This is a genomic window from Pontibacter sp. HSC-14F20, assembly GCF_019599265.1.
Classification (GTDB): Bacteria; Bacteroidota; Bacteroidia; order Cytophagales; family Hymenobacteraceae; genus Pontibacter.
On record NZ_JAHZTC010000011.1, the window covers coordinates 1 to 15,423 of the forward strand.

The 15,423-nt window shown below is 47.8% G+C and carries 13 protein-coding genes; 6 read left to right on the forward strand and 7 right to left on the reverse strand.

Annotated features, from left to right (window positions below):
- Positions 1–279 precede the first annotated feature (279 nt).
- The 6 genes from K3G39_RS20885 to K3G39_RS12015 all read right to left on the reverse strand — a co-directional run bounded on the left by K3G39_RS20885 (position 280) and on the right by K3G39_RS12015 (position 5,836).
- A complete protein-coding gene (locus tag K3G39_RS20885) occupies positions 280–408 on the reverse strand; it encodes a hypothetical protein (RefSeq protein WP_255594278.1) in 129 nt (42 codons plus the stop codon).
- Positions 409–445: 37 nt separating this feature from the next.
- The gene (locus tag K3G39_RS11995; RefSeq protein WP_220626415.1) at positions 446–685 is read right to left on the reverse strand and encodes a hypothetical protein; all 240 of its coding nucleotides are present in this window, start codon (positions 683–685) and stop codon (positions 446–448) included.
- A gap of 106 nt (positions 686–791) precedes the next feature.
- Positions 792–2,201 (reverse strand): aspartate ammonia-lyase, encoded by a 1,410-nt coding sequence (gene aspA / locus K3G39_RS12000; RefSeq protein ID WP_220626416.1) that lies wholly within the window; start codon positions 2,199–2,201, stop codon positions 792–794.
- A 25-nt stretch (positions 2,202–2,226) separates the two neighbouring features.
- On the reverse strand, positions 2,227–3,411 hold the full coding sequence (locus K3G39_RS12005) for an HRDC domain-containing protein (RefSeq protein ID WP_220626417.1): 1,185 nt from the start codon (positions 3,409–3,411) through the stop codon (positions 2,227–2,229).
- 130 nt (positions 3,412–3,541) lie between these two features.
- Positions 3,542–3,772, reverse strand: coding sequence for a hypothetical protein (locus K3G39_RS12010; protein WP_220626418.1), 231 nt, complete (start codon positions 3,770–3,772; stop codon positions 3,542–3,544).
- A 336-nt stretch (positions 3,773–4,108) separates the two neighbouring features.
- Positions 4,109–5,836, reverse strand: coding sequence for a M28 family metallopeptidase (locus K3G39_RS12015; RefSeq protein ID WP_220626419.1), 1,728 nt, complete (start codon positions 5,834–5,836; stop codon positions 4,109–4,111).
- 711 nt (positions 5,837–6,547) lie between these two features.
- Here K3G39_RS12015 and K3G39_RS12020 point away from each other — a divergent pair.
- The 5 genes from K3G39_RS12020 to K3G39_RS12040 all read left to right on the forward strand — a co-directional run bounded on the left by K3G39_RS12020 (position 6,548) and on the right by K3G39_RS12040 (position 13,792).
- Entirely contained in the window at positions 6,548–9,304 is a 2,757-nt protein-coding gene (locus tag K3G39_RS12020; protein WP_220626420.1) for a 2-oxoglutarate dehydrogenase E1 component, read from the forward strand.
- Between the two features lie 120 nt (positions 9,305–9,424).
- Positions 9,425–11,011: a 2-oxoglutarate dehydrogenase complex dihydrolipoyllysine-residue succinyltransferase gene (gene odhB, locus K3G39_RS12025; RefSeq protein ID WP_220626421.1), complete on the forward strand. Its 1,587-nt coding sequence runs from the start codon at positions 9,425–9,427 to the stop codon at positions 11,009–11,011.
- A 160-nt stretch (positions 11,012–11,171) separates the two neighbouring features.
- Entirely contained in the window at positions 11,172–12,575 is a 1,404-nt protein-coding gene (gene lpdA, locus K3G39_RS12030) for a dihydrolipoyl dehydrogenase (protein WP_220626422.1), read from the forward strand.
- Between the two features lie 141 nt (positions 12,576–12,716).
- Complete coding sequence (locus K3G39_RS12035) at positions 12,717–12,926, forward strand: hypothetical protein (protein WP_220626423.1); 210 nt, start codon at positions 12,717–12,719, stop codon at positions 12,924–12,926.
- A gap of 86 nt (positions 12,927–13,012) precedes the next feature.
- The gene (locus K3G39_RS12040) at positions 13,013–13,792 is read left to right on the forward strand and encodes a pentapeptide repeat-containing protein (RefSeq protein WP_220626424.1); all 780 of its coding nucleotides are present in this window, start codon (positions 13,013–13,015) and stop codon (positions 13,790–13,792) included.
- On the opposite strand, the gene K3G39_RS12045 is transcribed toward K3G39_RS12040, so the two are convergent.
- Positions 13,789–14,319: a hypothetical protein gene (locus tag K3G39_RS12045; RefSeq protein WP_255594279.1), complete on the reverse strand. Its 531-nt coding sequence runs from the start codon at positions 14,317–14,319 to the stop codon at positions 13,789–13,791. The two genes, K3G39_RS12040 and K3G39_RS12045, sit on opposite strands and share 4 nt — an antisense overlap.
- A 351-nt stretch (positions 14,320–14,670) precedes the next feature.
- On the opposite strand from K3G39_RS12045, the gene K3G39_RS12050 reads away from it, so the two are divergent.
- A complete protein-coding gene (locus K3G39_RS12050; RefSeq protein WP_220626426.1) occupies positions 14,671–15,390 on the forward strand; it encodes an ABC transporter ATP-binding protein in 720 nt (239 codons plus the stop codon).
- Positions 15,391–15,423 lie beyond the last annotated feature (33 nt).

Sequence of the window (15,423 nt, forward strand, 5' to 3'; positions counted from 1 at the left end):
GGTGGTGCCGCGACATGGTGGTCTGCACGTAGCGCCTGCCTGGCTTTATGAGCAGGCCAAACTCCCTGAGGCAGCCAAAGAGCCTGTCCCTGCCCACTTTGAGGCCCAGGCTCCTGAAGGCCGGCTGTAGTTTAACGTGCAGCTTGCGAGTGCCCAGCCGGGGCAAAAGTTTGCGCTGCTCACAGACCAGCTGCCGCACCTGTTCTTTGAGGAGAGTTGTTTTGGCCGCTTCTTTTTGCAGCTTGTAGAGGTACTGGCGGCTGTAGCCCAGGCTGCGGGCTACTTGCTTTCGGGTGGTTCTTCCTGCCCCTTTGGCCGGAAAGCTGTTTTCGAGAGGGGCAAATACTTTTTTCGGATGTTAGTGCCAAACTGCTCGTCGGCAATGTCGATGGCCCGGTTCAGGATCATTTTCTCCTGCTCCAGGCGCCTGATCCTGGCCTCCAGGTCATTGATTTTCTTGCGCGGTGGCTGTGTCTTTCATAGGGCATTTGCTTGTCCAGTCTAACTGACCGTGTTTACGCAGCCACACCAAAACAGTCGATCGCCCCTGGATGCCATACCTGAGCTGGGCCTGCTTGTAAGTCAACAGCCCTTTTTCTACCTGGTCTACGACCGCCAGTTTGAATGCTAAACTGTAGTCCTTTTGACTTTTCCGCAAAAAGACACTCTTGCTCGTCTCTTCCATATAAGTCAACTTTTGTGTCAACTTATTTCAGGACGGTACATCTTTCTTATAAAAAGAAGCGGCTCCAGAATCACCTGAAGCCGCTTCTTTTATAGTTTGGCTACTCTTATATATTAATGAACTTAGGATGAATGAGATTCTCCATTGAGAATATCTCATCCCATTTAGCTTGCGTGATGAGTTTACGCTCTAGTACTGTAATCTCGTGTATAGACTTACCAGTATTCAACGCTTCTTTTGCAATGGATGCCGACTCTTCGTAACCTAAAATCGGGTTTAGCGAGGTGACAATGCCGATACTGTTCATGACCATATTTCGGCAGATCTCTTCGTTTGCTGTTATACCGTCTATGCACTTGCTTTGCAAGGTATAGCAGGCGTTTTCCAGAAAAGTCAGGGAGTTAAAAAGGCTGTAGGCTATCACTGGCTCCATTACGTTGAGCTGTAACTGACCGGCCTCTGCAGCCATGGTAACGGTTATATCTGCCCCAATAACATAGTAAGCCGTTTGATTTACGACTTCAGGTATAACAGGATTTACCTTGCCTGGCATGATAGATGAACCAGGCTGCATACGTGGCAGATTGATTTCATTCAAGCCTGCACGTGGTCCTGAAGAGAGCAGTCGTAAGTCGTTGCAAATTTTGGATACTTTTACGGCGCAGCGTTTCATCACACCAGATACCTGTACATATGCACCTGTATCGCACGTAGCCTCGATCAGGTCTTCGGCGAGCACAACAGGTACACCTGATATCTCTTGCAGAATGTCTGTTACCAGCTGTGGATAGCCCTGCGGAGCATTTATAGAGGTACCAATTGCCGTTGCCCCCATGTTAATTTCGCAGATCAGCATTTTAACTTCGTGCAGACGCTGAATGTCTTCCCGGATGGTTGTTGCGTAACCGTGGAACTCAGCTCCTAAAGTCATGGGTACAGCATCTTGTAGCTGCGTGCGTCCCATTTTCAATACTTCTTTAAACTCTTCTGCCTTGCGCCCAAATGACTGCTGTAAAGCTTCCAGACTTTCAATGAATGCCTGTATTTTCCAGTAGAGTGCCAGCCTGAAAGCCGTTGGATAAGCATCGTTTGTAGACTGAGAGCAGTTCACATGGTTATTAGGATGGAGGAAATTATACATGCCTTTCGCATGTCCCATGTGTTCCAGACCAATGTTAGCGATCACCTCGTTTACGTTCATGTTCACCGAAGTCCCGGCACCTCCCTGAATCATGTCTGTTACAAACTGATCCAGGTACTCTCCGGCAATCAGTCTATCACTGGCATACACGATAGCATCTGTCACCTCTTTGTTTATAACGTCACATTTGTGGTTGGCCAGTGCAGCTGCTTTTTTTACATAAGCAAAAGCCTTTATGAAAAGAGGTTCTTTCGAAATAGGTGTACCGGTAATATGAAAGTTCTCTAGCGCGCGCGTCGTCTGTATGCCATAGTAAACTTCATTGGGAATTTCTCTTTCTCCCAAAAAGTCGTGTTCAATCCTTACGTTTTCCATGCTGTTTTCTTAAAGACAAACTTATTTACTCCTCTGTTTGCTGTGGAGCTGCTGAAACATGTATTGCTATACCTAATTCATGCGCTACTTCCAGTACAATCGCACTGCCATATTTCTTATTACAGCGCAGCTTGCCGTTTTGGCTATAGTCCGTTATCAGGCTTTGGTTAATGATTAATTTAGATGCATATTCTCCATACCTGGCCATGATCTCTTTCTGCACTGCTGTCATCAATTCTTTGCGGCGTTCTGTTTCAGGTGTCCGCAAAGGCCGCTGAAAACGGTGCTCAGGATAGTCATGACTGATGTGGTTGGTTTTGGCTGCTTCTTTGGCTTCCTGCAATGTTTCTTGTAGCAGCCGCTCATTTTTTGGCTTTTTCAGATTGCCGTGTATACCTCTCGTGTGGTTCAGCCATTCATGTATATCCGCGTTCGGATTATTAGCCAACTCTACCAATGCATCATTAGGAATAACAAAGTGAGCTGGTTTGTTAAACTGCTGTGCCAGATTTTCCCGTAAGGTATACAGAAATTTCAGAAGATATTGCTGATAGTAATTGAGGCGATATGAATGCTTCAGGCGCAGGTGCGGGTTTTCTGACTCCGTATACTTAAGCTGCTCCAGCAAGTAGTTCTCCTCTTCGAGCCAGTGCATGCGGTCAAGCTTCTGTATTTCCTGAAGTAGTTTAGCCTTAACCTGATGCAGGTATATTACATCAATGGCTGCATAGCGGAGCTGGTCTTCTGTAAGAGGTCGCTTGTTCCAGTTACTCGACTGCTGCGACTTATCGATCTCTTTCCCAAATTCTTCTTTGAGCACGGTTGCCAACGAAGAGCGCTCGTAGTTTAGGATTTTAGCAGCCACATCCGTGTCAACTATACCTTTTACAGAGCAACCCATCTTATCAAGCAACAGGATGTCATTGTTTGAATGGTGAATGATCTTTGTAATTGCCGGATTTTCCATTAACCCGAAAAAAGGCTTCAGATCATTAATGTAGAATGGGTCTATAATAAAGCATTTTCCTTTGCCATCAGCAATCTGGATCAGGCAAAGGTTAAAGCCATAGGTATAGCGGTTCTGATCAAATTCAAGGTCAACGGCAAGCTCCTCGCATTGCTCCAATTGCTGCACGGCCTGACGCAAGTCTGCGTCAGCTGCCACAAGCACAATCGCTACACCGTCTTCTTCTAAAGATAATTTTTCCATTGGCTAAATTTAAACAAGTATTAAGCCATATCCATACCTCCTATACTATTTTTCTTTAGTTAAATGTTTATAAAAAAGCCCCCTTCCGGCAAAGCGGAAGGGGGCTTTTTTATAAACGAAATTATGTATGCTACTGAATAGGTCTTTCTTCTGGGATATCGTCTGCCACACCATCATTTACGGTTGTATCCATAACGGTAGTAGTGTCAGTTTCCATGTCCATGTCTGCATCCACATCAATATCAGAGGTCTCTACCTCGTCAATACGATCAGTTTCCGTGGCTGTGTTATTATCGGTACCACAAGCTGTGAAAGCAAAAAAAGCGAAAGCAGCGAATGCAAATTTTATTGTCTTTTTCATGATTTTCAATTTTTGTTAAACAAGTAAATTGTACTTATTTATTCAGGTTATACGGAAAGGTAACCCATAAGATTAGTCTTTTTGATGCTAATCCCTGTGAAAGGATCGTATTTGGTTGTTAAAAAGTGTTTTATGTGGGTGAGCGGCAGGTCTTAAATCAGGCATAGTGATGCGGCTATTATAGTGAGTTAGTTATAAAATATAATTTTATTAATTTATTGAGGCTTGGCGCAGCTGTTTAGGTATGATGTGAGTGAATGCTTCTAATGAAGACCAATAAAAAAGGAGCCTTCCTGACATTTCAGAAAGACTCCTTATTAATAGAGGGGATAATCTCTATTGGATTTCAGCCAATGATTTTTCCCGTTTCGCTCTAAACTCAGATTTTTCGCGCCATGCTGGGTATGTGGTGCCGTTTGCCACCCGGAGCCCCACCCGGAAATAAAGCTGGAGATCTTCTACAGCACCGTCCAGGTTCCAATCATCGTACACTTCATCGCTTACTTTGTGATAATGCTCGGCTGTGTACTGCTCTTGCTTTTTGGTGATAAAGTCGGCAGCCTGCTCACGGGCAACTATACCTGATTTGGCATAAAGGGCTGGCACACCTTGCTTGGCAAACTCAAAGTGATCAGAGCGGTAAAAGGAGCCTTTCTCCGGAGATGCCTCCGGAACGATGCGACGGTTTTGCGTGCGGGCTTCTTCCTGCAGAATATCCTCCAAATCAGAGTTGCCGTACCCAATCACAATTACATCTTCGGTTGGATGGTAAGGATTGAGCACATCCATGTTGATGTTGGCCAGGGTTTTGGTGAGTGGGTATAGCGGATTAGAGGCATAGTACTTGGAGCCCAGCAAACCCTTTTCTTCAGCGGTTACAGCCAGAAACAAAATAGAACGCTTCGGCTTCTCGGGTAATTGTGTAAAGGCTTTTGCCAATTCAATGAGTCCCGCCGTGCCACTGGCATTGTCCATGGCACCGTTATAAATCTGGTCACCTTGCAGTTTCTCGTCTTTACCCAAGTGGTCCCAATGGGCCGTGTACACCACATATTCGTCTTTCAACTGCGGGTCGGACCCCTCCAGCTTAGCGATCACATTCTGCGATTCTACTTCGCGCAGTTTGTTTTTAATTGTGAAGTTTGCCTTTGCATTCAGCGGCACAGGTTTAAAGCCTTTTTGAGCAGCAGCGCTCTTTAGCTTTTCGAAGTTGTTACCGGAGGCTGTGAAGAGTTCGCGCGCCTTGTCATCCGTTATCCAGGACTCTACTGCTAAGCGGTCCATGTTCTTGCCCGGGTTGCTGATGTCAAAGTTTTCGCGGCTCCAGCTTCCTGATATCACTTCGTAAGGATAGCCTGCCGGATCTGTTTCATGGATAATGATGGCAGCAGCAGCGCCTTTTTCTGCAGCAATCTCATATTTGTAGGTCCAGCGGCCGTAGTAGGTCATGGCCTTTCCGCCAAACATGGTGCTGTCCAGCTGCTCCGGGTTATTTGAGCTAGGTATAGGCGGATCGTTTATAAGCATCACGATGGTTTTGCCTTTTACATCCACCCCTTTGTAATCGTCCCAGCCATACTCAGGTGCTACAATACCGTAGCCCACAAACACCAGATCAGAGTTGTCTACGTTCACATCCTGCACAAAGCGGCGTGATACAGCCACGTAATCATCCGGAAAAGAAAGGTTAATGGTTTTGCCTCCCGCCGTGAAATTTGCCTGAGGCTGTGCGGTAAAGCCAAACATCGGAACCTTCTGCACAAAGGTACCATTCGGATTGCCCGGCTGTAAACCCAGCTTCTTAAACTCGCGGGTGAGGTAGTTTACAGTAGAATCTTCGCCGGCAGTGCCAGGGCTACGACCTTCAAACTCATCAGAGGCGAGCACCTTGATGTGCTGCAGGAGGTCGTTGGCGTTTATGCTCTGTTGAGCGGTAAGCAGGCCAGTTGTGTCGCTGGCAACTGCGGTGCGGTCGTTGTCGCTGTCTGCTACCTCTCTGGCATTTTCGTTACAGCCAAAAGCCAGCAGGCTGAGCACAGCCAGACCGATCATATCTTTTTTCATAGGGGTTTATAGGTATGTTAAAGTACTGAAGATAATACTTTAATTTATACCTATAGTTACGGACGTCCAGATTTTGATCAGGCAGCTATTTCCCGACTGTTTGGTATGGCCGTGTAAAGTGTTTCAATTAGACTGAGAAGAAGTTAGGTGACTGCTACAACTGATATTCCTTTATAACGGTCCGTTGGCAGCCAGCTTCCCGGTATAGCATCTTGTAGCGTTTGCCGCGAGATTGATGATTAATAAACTTTTCCTCCCAGAATCGTAGGTTCGACTTGGAGTATACCTGTAGGCAATGAGGGCAGGGATACCAAAAATAGCCTTGCAGGAAATGATCAAGCCCCGGCTGTGAAATAGATGGTAGGCTTTGCGACAGTGTACACGGCACACGCGCAAGCTTTATTATAAATCGAGACTTTTTCTCTGGCAATCAATTCCCAAAGGGTCATACTGTATACCTCAAAAGACAGCAAGTCTAATAATTCAGAATAAAGGAAGTATTCAATCTGATGTAAGAACTATAAGTATAAACGCTGCAGTAATTTCATCACTTACATGAAGTCTCATGCTATCATTCTACCTTATATATAGATAATACATGTTGAGGTATAGTGCTGATAAATAGATGTATTTGCTTATGCGAATGCGTAAAGTTTGATTTGTTATAAATACTCTTAACTTTGCCTTCACACACAGCCGTAAACATCAGTTATGGATAAATATACCTATATCGCCAATGCGCACGGAGCCTATATAGACGAGCTTTATAAAGCTTATCAGCAGGACCCGGAGTCTGTGGACTTTGGATGGCGCAAATTCTTTGAAGGTTTTGACTTCTCAACAGCTTACAACGAGAACGGCCACGACACAGCAGAAACCACTGCCGGTGCTCCTGCCAAATCTGCCGCCGCTGGCGAGTCAGACAAAGAGGTAGCTGTTCGCAATTTTATATATGCCTACCGCAGCCGCGGTCACCTACGTTCTAAAACCAACCCGGTACGTGAGCGCAAAGACCGTAAGGCCCTGCTCGACCTGAAAGACTTTGGACTTTCAGAAGCGGACCTGGACACTGTGTTTCAGGTGGGTGAAGTAATCGGTATCGGACCCGCTAAACTGCGCGACATTGTGGCAAAGGTACAGCAGATTTACGAAGGGCCGATCGGTTATGAGTATATGTACATCCGCAACCCGGAAGTGCTTACGTGGTTGCAAAACAAAATAGAAAAAGAATTCCCTGCCTTTAACCCAGGTATAGAATACAAAAAACGCATTCTTTCTAAACTGAACGAAGCGGTTGTATTCGAGAACTTCCTGCACACAAAATTTTTAGGTCAGAAGCGTTTCTCACTGGAGGGTGGCGAAACAACTATACCTGCCCTGGATGCCATCATTGACAAAGCCTCTGATTTGGGTGCAAAAGAAGTGGTGATAGGTATGGCGCACCGCGGTCGCCTGAACGTGTTGGCTAACATCATGGGCAAAACCTACGAGCAGATTTTCTCGGAGTTTGAGGGCACAGCCACACCAGACCTTACCATGGGCGATGGTGACGTGAAGTACCACATGGGCTTCTCTTCTGAAGTAGTGACACCTACATCCGGTAATACAGTTAATCTGAAACTGGCACCGAACCCATCGCACTTAGAGGCGGTGAACCCAGTGGTGGAAGGCTTCGTGCGTGCCAAGATTGACTGCATGTACGACCGCGACCCGAAACAAATTGTACCTATCCTGATTCATGGCGACGCTGCCCTGGCCGGACAAGGTATAGTATATGAGGTAACGCAAATGGCCAAGCTGAAAGGCTACCAGACCGGCGGTACCATTCACTTCGTGATCAATAACCAAGTAGGCTTTACTACTGATTTTGAAGATGCCCGTTCTTCTATCTACTGCACGGACGTAGCCAAAATTATCGATGCACCGGTGCTGCACGTGAATGGCGACGACCCGGAAGCGGTTGTGTTTGCTGTTCGCCTGGCTACAGAGTACCGTCAGAAGTTCGGCAACGACATCTTTATCGACATGGTGTGCTACCGTCGTCATGGCCACAACGAGGCAGATGAGCCGAAATTCACGCAGCCGCACCTGTACAATCTGATATCCAAGCACCCGAATCCGCGGGAGGTATACAACAAGAACCTGATTGCCCATGGCGATATCAATGTAGAACTGGCTCAGTCCATGGACAAAGAATTCCGCCAGATGCTGCAGGATCGTCTGGATATGGTGAAGCAGAAACCTTTGCCTTACAACTACCAGTCTCTGGAGAAGGAATGGCAGACACTGCGTCGCTCAAAACCAGAAGACTTCAACCAATCTCCTGAAACAGGTATAGCTCCTGATGTAGTGGAGCGGGTAGGCAAGGCGCTGTCAACGGTGCCGCAGGGCTTTAAGCCACTCAAGCAAATTGAGAAGCTCCTGAAAGACCGAAAAGAAATGTTCTTCGAGAGCCGCCAACTAAACTGGGCTGCTGCCGAATTGCTGGCTTACGGTTCCCTGTTAGCAGAAGGAAAAACTGTGCGCCTAAGCGGACAGGATGTGCAGCGCGGTACGTTCTCGCACCGTCACGCCGTGCTCCGTGATGCCAATACCAGTGCTCCTTATAATAGCCTGAACCATATCCAGGACGACCAGCGCCAACTGGAAATCTATAACTCTTTGCTGTCAGAGTATGGTGTGCTGGGCTTTGAGTTTGGCTATGCGATGGCAAACCCAAATGCACTCGTTATCTGGGAGGCACAGTTCGGGGACTTTGCCAACGGTGCTCAGGTAATGATTGATCAGTTCGTGGCCGCTACCGAGTCTAAGTGGCAGCGCATGAATGGTGTGGTAATGCTGTTGCCGCACGGCTACGAAGGGCAGGGCCCGGAGCACTCCAATGCCCGTCCGGAGCGCTTCCTGCAATTGGCTGCAGAAAATAACATGTACGTGACCAACATTACAACGCCAGCCAACTTCTTCCACTTCCTGCGTCGTCAGTTGGCCTTGCCATTCCGCAAGCCAGCTATCAATATGGCACCTAAGTCCTTGCTGCGTCATCCAAACGTGGTGTCTCCAGTGGAAGATTTCACGAAAGGAGGCTTCAGAGAAGTAATCGGTGACGATTATGCAGCCGCAAAATCAGTAAAGAAAGTATTGCTTTGTACTGGTAAGGTATACCTCGACCTGGTGGAAGAGCAGCAGAAGAACAAGCGCAAGGATGTGGCCATTATCCGTATGGAGCAGCTGGCACCGTTCCCGAAAGTGCAGTTGGAAACTGAGCTGAGTAAATACAAGAACGCGAAGGTATACTGGGTACAGGAAGAGCCGGAAAACATGGGCGGCTGGATGTACGTGCTGCGTGTGATGCGCAATGGCGTTGAAGATGTAGTAGCCCGTAAACCAAGTGCTTCGCCTGCAACAGGGTATAACAAAATACACGGCAAGGAGCAGACAGAGTTGATTGAACGTGCCTTCGCTATTTAATTCATAATGATTGCTGAATAAGGACGTTTGGCTGGTGGAGGGTAATTATCCATTAATCATTCGTCGTTATTCAGTAATGATTCGTAATTCTTAATTCGTAATTCATAATCGATAGAAAATATGAGCTTAGAAGTTAAAGTGCCTGCCGTAGGTGAGTCCATCACTGAGGTAACCATAGCCCAATGGCTAAAGAAAGACGGCGACCGAGTGGAAATGGATGAGGTGATTGCGGAGCTGGAATCTGACAAAGCCACATTCGAACTGCCCGCAGAAGCCGCAGGCATTTTACGCATCGTTGCCCAGGAAGGCGATACCATTGAGGTAGGCGCTACGATCTGCCGCATCGAGCAAAACGGCGAAGCCGGTGGCGCTCCTGCTGCCCCAGCCGCTAAACAAGAAACTGCAGCACCAACTATTGCTGCTCCGGCTGCACAGGAGCCAGCTCCGGCCGCTGCACAGGGTGCCGGTGAGACAAAAGAAATGCGTGTACCAACTGTAGGCGAGTCTATTACAGAAGTAACGATTGCCAGCTGGCTGAAAAACAACGGCGACCATGTAGAAATGGACGAGGTAATTGCCGAACTGGAATCAGATAAGGCGACTTTTGAATTGCCGGCTGAAGCCGCAGGTACGCTGCAGATCGTAGCCCAGCAAGGCGACACGGTAGAGATCGGTGGATTGCTTTGCCGCATTGTGCAGGGTGCAGGTGCCGGCGCTGCTCAGCCAGCCGCTCAACCAAGCGCTCCTGCTGCACAGCAGGCTTCTCAGCCAGCCGCTGCCGCTCCATCTGGTGGACAAACCTACGCATCAGGCACACCTTCGCCAGCAGCCGGAAAGATTCTTTCTGAGAAAGGCATCAACCCAGCTGATGTGCAAGGTACAGGCCGCGACGGTCGCATTACGAAAGAAGACGCCGTGGGCGCTCAGAAATCAGCTGCGAAACCGGCTGCCGCCGCTGCCCCTGCCGCTAAGCAGGAAACTGCTGCCGCACCAGCTGCTTCAGGTGATCGCAACCAACGCCGCGAGAAGATGAGCTCACTGCGCAAAACAGTTGCCCGCCGCCTGGTACAGGTGAAAAATGAAACGGCTATGCTGACGACCTTTAACGAGGTGGATATGAAGCCGATCATGGATATACGCGCCAAATACAAAGACAAGTTTAAGGAGAAGCACGAGGTAGGCCTTGGTTTCATGTCTTTCTTTACGAAGGCCTGTACCGTAGCCCTGCAGGAGTGGCCAGCTGTGAATGCACAGATCGATGGCAATGATATGATCTTCAATGATTTTGTGGATGTGTCTATCGCTGTTTCTTCACCAAAAGGTCTGGTAGTGCCGGTTATCCGCAACGCGGAAAGTCTGACACTGGATGGCATTGAGAAAGAAGTAATTCGTCTGGCGAAGAAGGCACGCGACGGGAAACTTTCGATTGAAGAGATGACAGGCGGTACCTTCACGATCACCAATGGTGGTGTGTTTGGTTCTATGATGTCAACGCCAATCATCAACGCGCCGCAGTCGGCTATACTTGGTATGCACAACATCGTGCAGCGTCCGGTTGCCGTGAACGGACAAGTTGAGATCCGTCCGATGATGTACCTGGCCCTTTCTTACGATCACCGCATCATCGACGGTCGTGAGTCAGTTAGCTTCCTGGTTCGCGTGAAGGAGCTGTTGGAAGATCCGATGAGATTGCTTCTTGGCGTCTAAATTATTGAGATAAGGAAGGAGGGGTAAGCGCTAAAGTTTGCTCCTCCTTTATTTTTTGCTTTTGCAGAGTATGGCAGGAGCGAGGACACTCGCTCCTGCCATGTGAACTATAGAAACCAAAATAAAACGAGAGGTATACCTCTCCCTAAAATAGAGACAGATGAAATACGATGTTACAGTAATCGGTTCTGGTCCTGGCGGGTATGTGGCGGCTATACGCTGCGCACAACTGGGCCTGAAAACTGCTATTATAGAGAAATACAATGTGCTGGGCGGTACTTGCCTAAATGTGGGCTGTATACCTTCTAAGGCACTGCTTGATTCATCAGAGCATTACCACAACGCGGCGCATACCTTTAAGGAGCACGGTATTGAGCTGAATGACCTACAGGTGAACATTGAGCAGATGATCAACCGCAAGGCTGGCGTGGTGAAGTCGAATAACGACGGCATTGCCTTCCTAATGAAGAAAAACAAAATCGATACCTACTACGGTATGGGTTCTTTTGTGAACAAGAACACCATCAAAATAGCAGGTACAGACGGTCAGGAGCAGCAGATCGAGACAGACAAAACTATTATCGCAACAGGTTCTAAGCCAACTTCGCTTCCTTTCCTACCGATTGACAAGAAGCGCATCATTACCTCTACAGAAGCTTTGGAACTGAAAGAGGTACCGAAGAAAATGATCGTGATCGGTGGTGGTGTGATTGGTTTGGAGCTGGGTTCTGTGTATGCTCGCCTGGGTACGAAAGTGCAGGTGATTGAATATATGGACGCCATCATCCCGACCATGGACCGAGCGTTGGGTAAAGAGCTGCAGCGTGTGCTTAAGAAAACATTGGGCTTCGAGTTCTTCTTCAACCACAAAGTAACCGGCGCTACCAACGGAGGCGAAACAGTAACTGTGACGGCTGAGAACCCGAAAGGCGAAACCGTGACCTTTGACGGTGACTACGTGCTGGTATCGGTGGGCCGTAAGCCTTATACCGAAGGACTTGGTTTGGAGAATGCCGGTGTACAGATGGGTGAGCGTGGCATGATTGCCGTAAACGACCACCTGGAAACCAATGTACCGGGTATCTACGCGATCGGTGATGTGGTGCGTGGCGCGATGCTGGCCCACAAAGCTGAAGAAGAAGGCGTGTTCGTGGCAGAGACCATCGTAGGCCAGAAGCCGCACATCAACTACAACCTGATCCCGGGTGTGGTGTATACCTGGCCGGAAGTGGCGGGCGTAGGTTATACCGAGGAGCAGCTGAAAGAGCAGGGCCGTACCTATAAAACAGGTTCCTTCCCGTTCAAAGCTTCAGGTCGTGCCAAGGCGTCGATGGATACGGACGGTTTCGTTAAAGTGCTGGCCGACAAGGAAACAGACGAGATCCTGGGTATGCACATGATCGGCCCACGTATAGCTGACCTGATTGCAGAGGCAGTCGTGGCGATGGAATTCCGAGCTTCGGCAGAGGATATTTCCCGCATGAGCCATGCACACCCAACGTATACGGAGGCCATCAAAGAGGCTTGCCTGGCAGCGACAGAAAACCGCGCCCTGCATATCTAGTTAAGATCATATTGGCATAGTAAAAACAGCATCACCCGAAAATGGTGGTGCTGTTTTTGTTTTATAACTATATAGCGATTAAAACTCTCTGGTTATGTTTTACGTTGTATTAAAACATGAAGCACTAAACCAGGTATAGCCATGAACGAGCCGCAGCAATCCTTTGACAAAGTATTAAAAATCATGTTGGGACTCGGCATCCTGCTGCCTTTCCTGGTCGCGAGCTATACCTGCCAAGTGATCAGCTCTAGCCTGTTGGCAAAGGGCTTATTGTTTGTAACCATCTTCACTTTCGCTTTTCTCATCTATTGGATCGTGGTGCGCACCATCGTGCAGTTTCTGGAAGAATAAAATAGATGGTCAGGCAACCATTCGCAGACTTGCTTCATCTAGAGGGTATAAGCTGATATTTCACTCAAAACTTATACCTTAAGACCATGAAAAAATCATTCCTACTCCTTTTCCTGTTAGCGGTTCCTTTTCTAACCTGGGCGCAAACGCGCGTGAATGCCTCTGAAATTATCTCTAAGATAAACCGTGGCGAGGCCGTGACTTACAAGAATGCTGAAATTGTGGGGGTGCTGGACTTGACGCGTCTGGACAACATGCGCCTCGATAAAAAGGCTGACAATAAGAATAGTACGAATGAGTATATCAGCACCGTAAAAGCACCTGTGACCTTTGTGAACTGCACTTTCAAAGACGACGTGCTGGCGTATTATAATCCGGATAACCAAGATATAAAACTTCTCAACAGGAAAAACGAGTTGTTCAATACTGATTTCGAAAAGGCTGTTCGATTTGAGGACTGTGTGTTTGAAGGATACAGCGCTTTTAAATATGCCAAATTCAAAGATGACGTATCGTTTGCAGGCAGCAGTTTTCAACACGAAGCGTTGTTCAAGTACACCAAGTTTTCCAGATCAGCTGACTTTACGAACGCAAAGTTTGCAGAAGAGGCCAACTTCAAGTACGTAGCATTTCCGGCGGAGGCAAGTTTCGAGAATGCTGCTTTTAAAAGAGAGGCGAATTTCAAATATGCCAAGTTTAGTGGTGACGCTGATTTTAAGGCGGCAGATTTTAGAGGTTTGGCCAACTTTAAATATACCAAAGTAACGAACAACATGCACTTACAAAGAGCCATGTTCAGAGGCGATGAGGACTTTAAGTATACAAAAGTCAACAACCGAATGGTCTTTAGCCGAACTGAAAACTAAATGGTGTCCTTGCCGCCCAGCAAGTGGAGCAACTTCCCCAAACCCCCTTCAGGAAGGTAAGCAGGTATAGGAGCCAACTCCAGCCACTGAGTACGCACCTGGTTAACCAGTGCTAAGCTCAGTGGCTCTTTATACCGTCGAGTGGCTATTTGCACTGCTACAGCTGTTTTCAAGGTATTTGCCTTCACCCTGATGGTGTGCTGGCTATACCTGGCCGGGTGCAGATGCACGTGCCTTCCTTCAACTACGCCCCAACGCAGTACCCACTTGCTTTCGTCAGACAGGCTAATCAACTTATACTCCGCTCCACTGTCCGACAGGTATAGCCGGTAAGCATCTGGGGCAAGGGCGCGGTGCTTTTGCAGGTATAGGGTGGTTTCATTAGCAATTTGTTGGGCGGATAACTTACCCAGGTATAGGTCGAGCTGCGAACGGCCTAACGTCTTAAGCTGTGCCCTCAGAAATGAATCTTCTGCATCGGTATGTGTCTCTATAAACTCCCGAATATATCCCAGGTGATGCTTCAAAGGGTGAAAAAGGATGGGCTGGGGTAGGTCCGAATATCGCATAGCCTTTCTACGAAGCTCAGGTATAGCGATTAAATTATTTTCTATAGCGCAGGCAACCTCCCGCCTGTCTGTTTCATCTTTATCATGAACAAAGCAAAATAGTCAGGTATTGAGTTTCGTTTTAACTTAAATAAGGGGTGAGGTAACTGAAACTACTCTGCTAAAAGGTAATCGGTTAAGAGACAAATTATACCTATCAATCGATAGAAAAACCTTGTAGGTATAAAATTTAGAAATCCTGGCACTATATAGAGCACCTTGTCTGGCAAATTCCTGTAAATTATTTGCCGTCATTTTTGTCTGTCGCCTATGATACAGTTGGAAAATATACATAAATACTATGCAGTGGGGCACAACAAACTGCACGTGCTCAAAGGCATTGATATGCACATAGAAGAGGGCGAACTGGTCTCGATCATGGGCTCTTCCGGCTCTGGCAAATCCACGCTGCTCAACATACTCGGCATCCTCGACGACTACGACAGCGGCAGCTATACCCTGGCAGGCACGCCTATCCGGAATCTATCAGCTGCGAAGGCTGCCTATTACCGCAATAAGTTTCTGGGTTTCGTATTTCAGTCCTTCAACCTGCTTTCTTTCAAAAACGCGATAGAGAACGTGGCCCTACCACTCTACTACCAGAATGTGGGCCGCAAACAGCGCAACAAACTGGCCCTAGAGTACCTCGACAGGGTGGGCCTAAGGGATTGGGCAGAGCACTCCCCCAACGAAATGTCAGGTGGTCAGAAACAGCGGGTAGCCATTGCCAGAGCGCTTATTTCGCAACCTAAACTGATCCTGGCCGACGAACCGACCGGTGCCCTCGACACGCAGACTTCTTACGATGTGATGGATATTTTCAAAGACGTGAACAGCAAAGGTATGACGGTCGTAATCGTGACACACGAAAACGACATTGCTGCCCAAACGCACCGCGTTATCCGGCTCAAAGACGGTCTGATCGTGAATAGTGACCACGGTGCAGAAGAGGCTATACTCGCTGCAGAAGCTGTCGCGGCGAAGAGTTAACGAACATAGACACCAGCAATCAACAATTTAACA

Bases quoted from the DNA above. Each gene is read 5' to 3' on its own strand.
- K3G39_RS20885 (WP_255594278.1), bottom strand. From the start codon at position 408: ATGATCCTGAACCGGGCCATCGACATTGCCGACGAGCAGTTTGGCACT.
- K3G39_RS11995 (WP_220626415.1), bottom strand. From the start codon at position 685: ATGGAAGAGACGAGCAAGAGTGTCTTTTTGCGGAAAAGTCAAAAGGAC.
- aspA (WP_220626416.1), bottom strand. From the start codon at position 2,201: ATGGAAAACGTAAGGATTGAACACGACTTTTTGGGAGAAAGAGAAATT.
- K3G39_RS12005 (WP_220626417.1), bottom strand. From the start codon at position 3,411: ATGGAAAAATTATCTTTAGAAGAAGACGGTGTAGCGATTGTGCTTGTG.
- K3G39_RS12010 (WP_220626418.1), bottom strand. From the start codon at position 3,772: ATGAAAAAGACAATAAAATTTGCATTCGCTGCTTTCGCTTTTTTTGCT.
- K3G39_RS12015 (WP_220626419.1), bottom strand. From the start codon at position 5,836: ATGAAAAAAGATATGATCGGTCTGGCTGTGCTCAGCCTGCTGGCTTTT.
- K3G39_RS12020 (WP_220626420.1), top strand. From the start codon at position 6,548: ATGGATAAATATACCTATATCGCCAATGCGCACGGAGCCTATATAGAC.
- odhB (WP_220626421.1), top strand. From the start codon at position 9,425: ATGAGCTTAGAAGTTAAAGTGCCTGCCGTAGGTGAGTCCATCACTGAG.
- lpdA (WP_220626422.1), top strand. From the start codon at position 11,172: ATGAAATACGATGTTACAGTAATCGGTTCTGGTCCTGGCGGGTATGTG.
- K3G39_RS12035 (WP_220626423.1), top strand. From the start codon at position 12,717: ATGAACGAGCCGCAGCAATCCTTTGACAAAGTATTAAAAATCATGTTG.
- K3G39_RS12040 (WP_220626424.1), top strand. From the start codon at position 13,013: ATGAAAAAATCATTCCTACTCCTTTTCCTGTTAGCGGTTCCTTTTCTA.
- K3G39_RS12050 (WP_220626426.1), top strand. From the start codon at position 14,671: ATGATACAGTTGGAAAATATACATAAATACTATGCAGTGGGGCACAAC.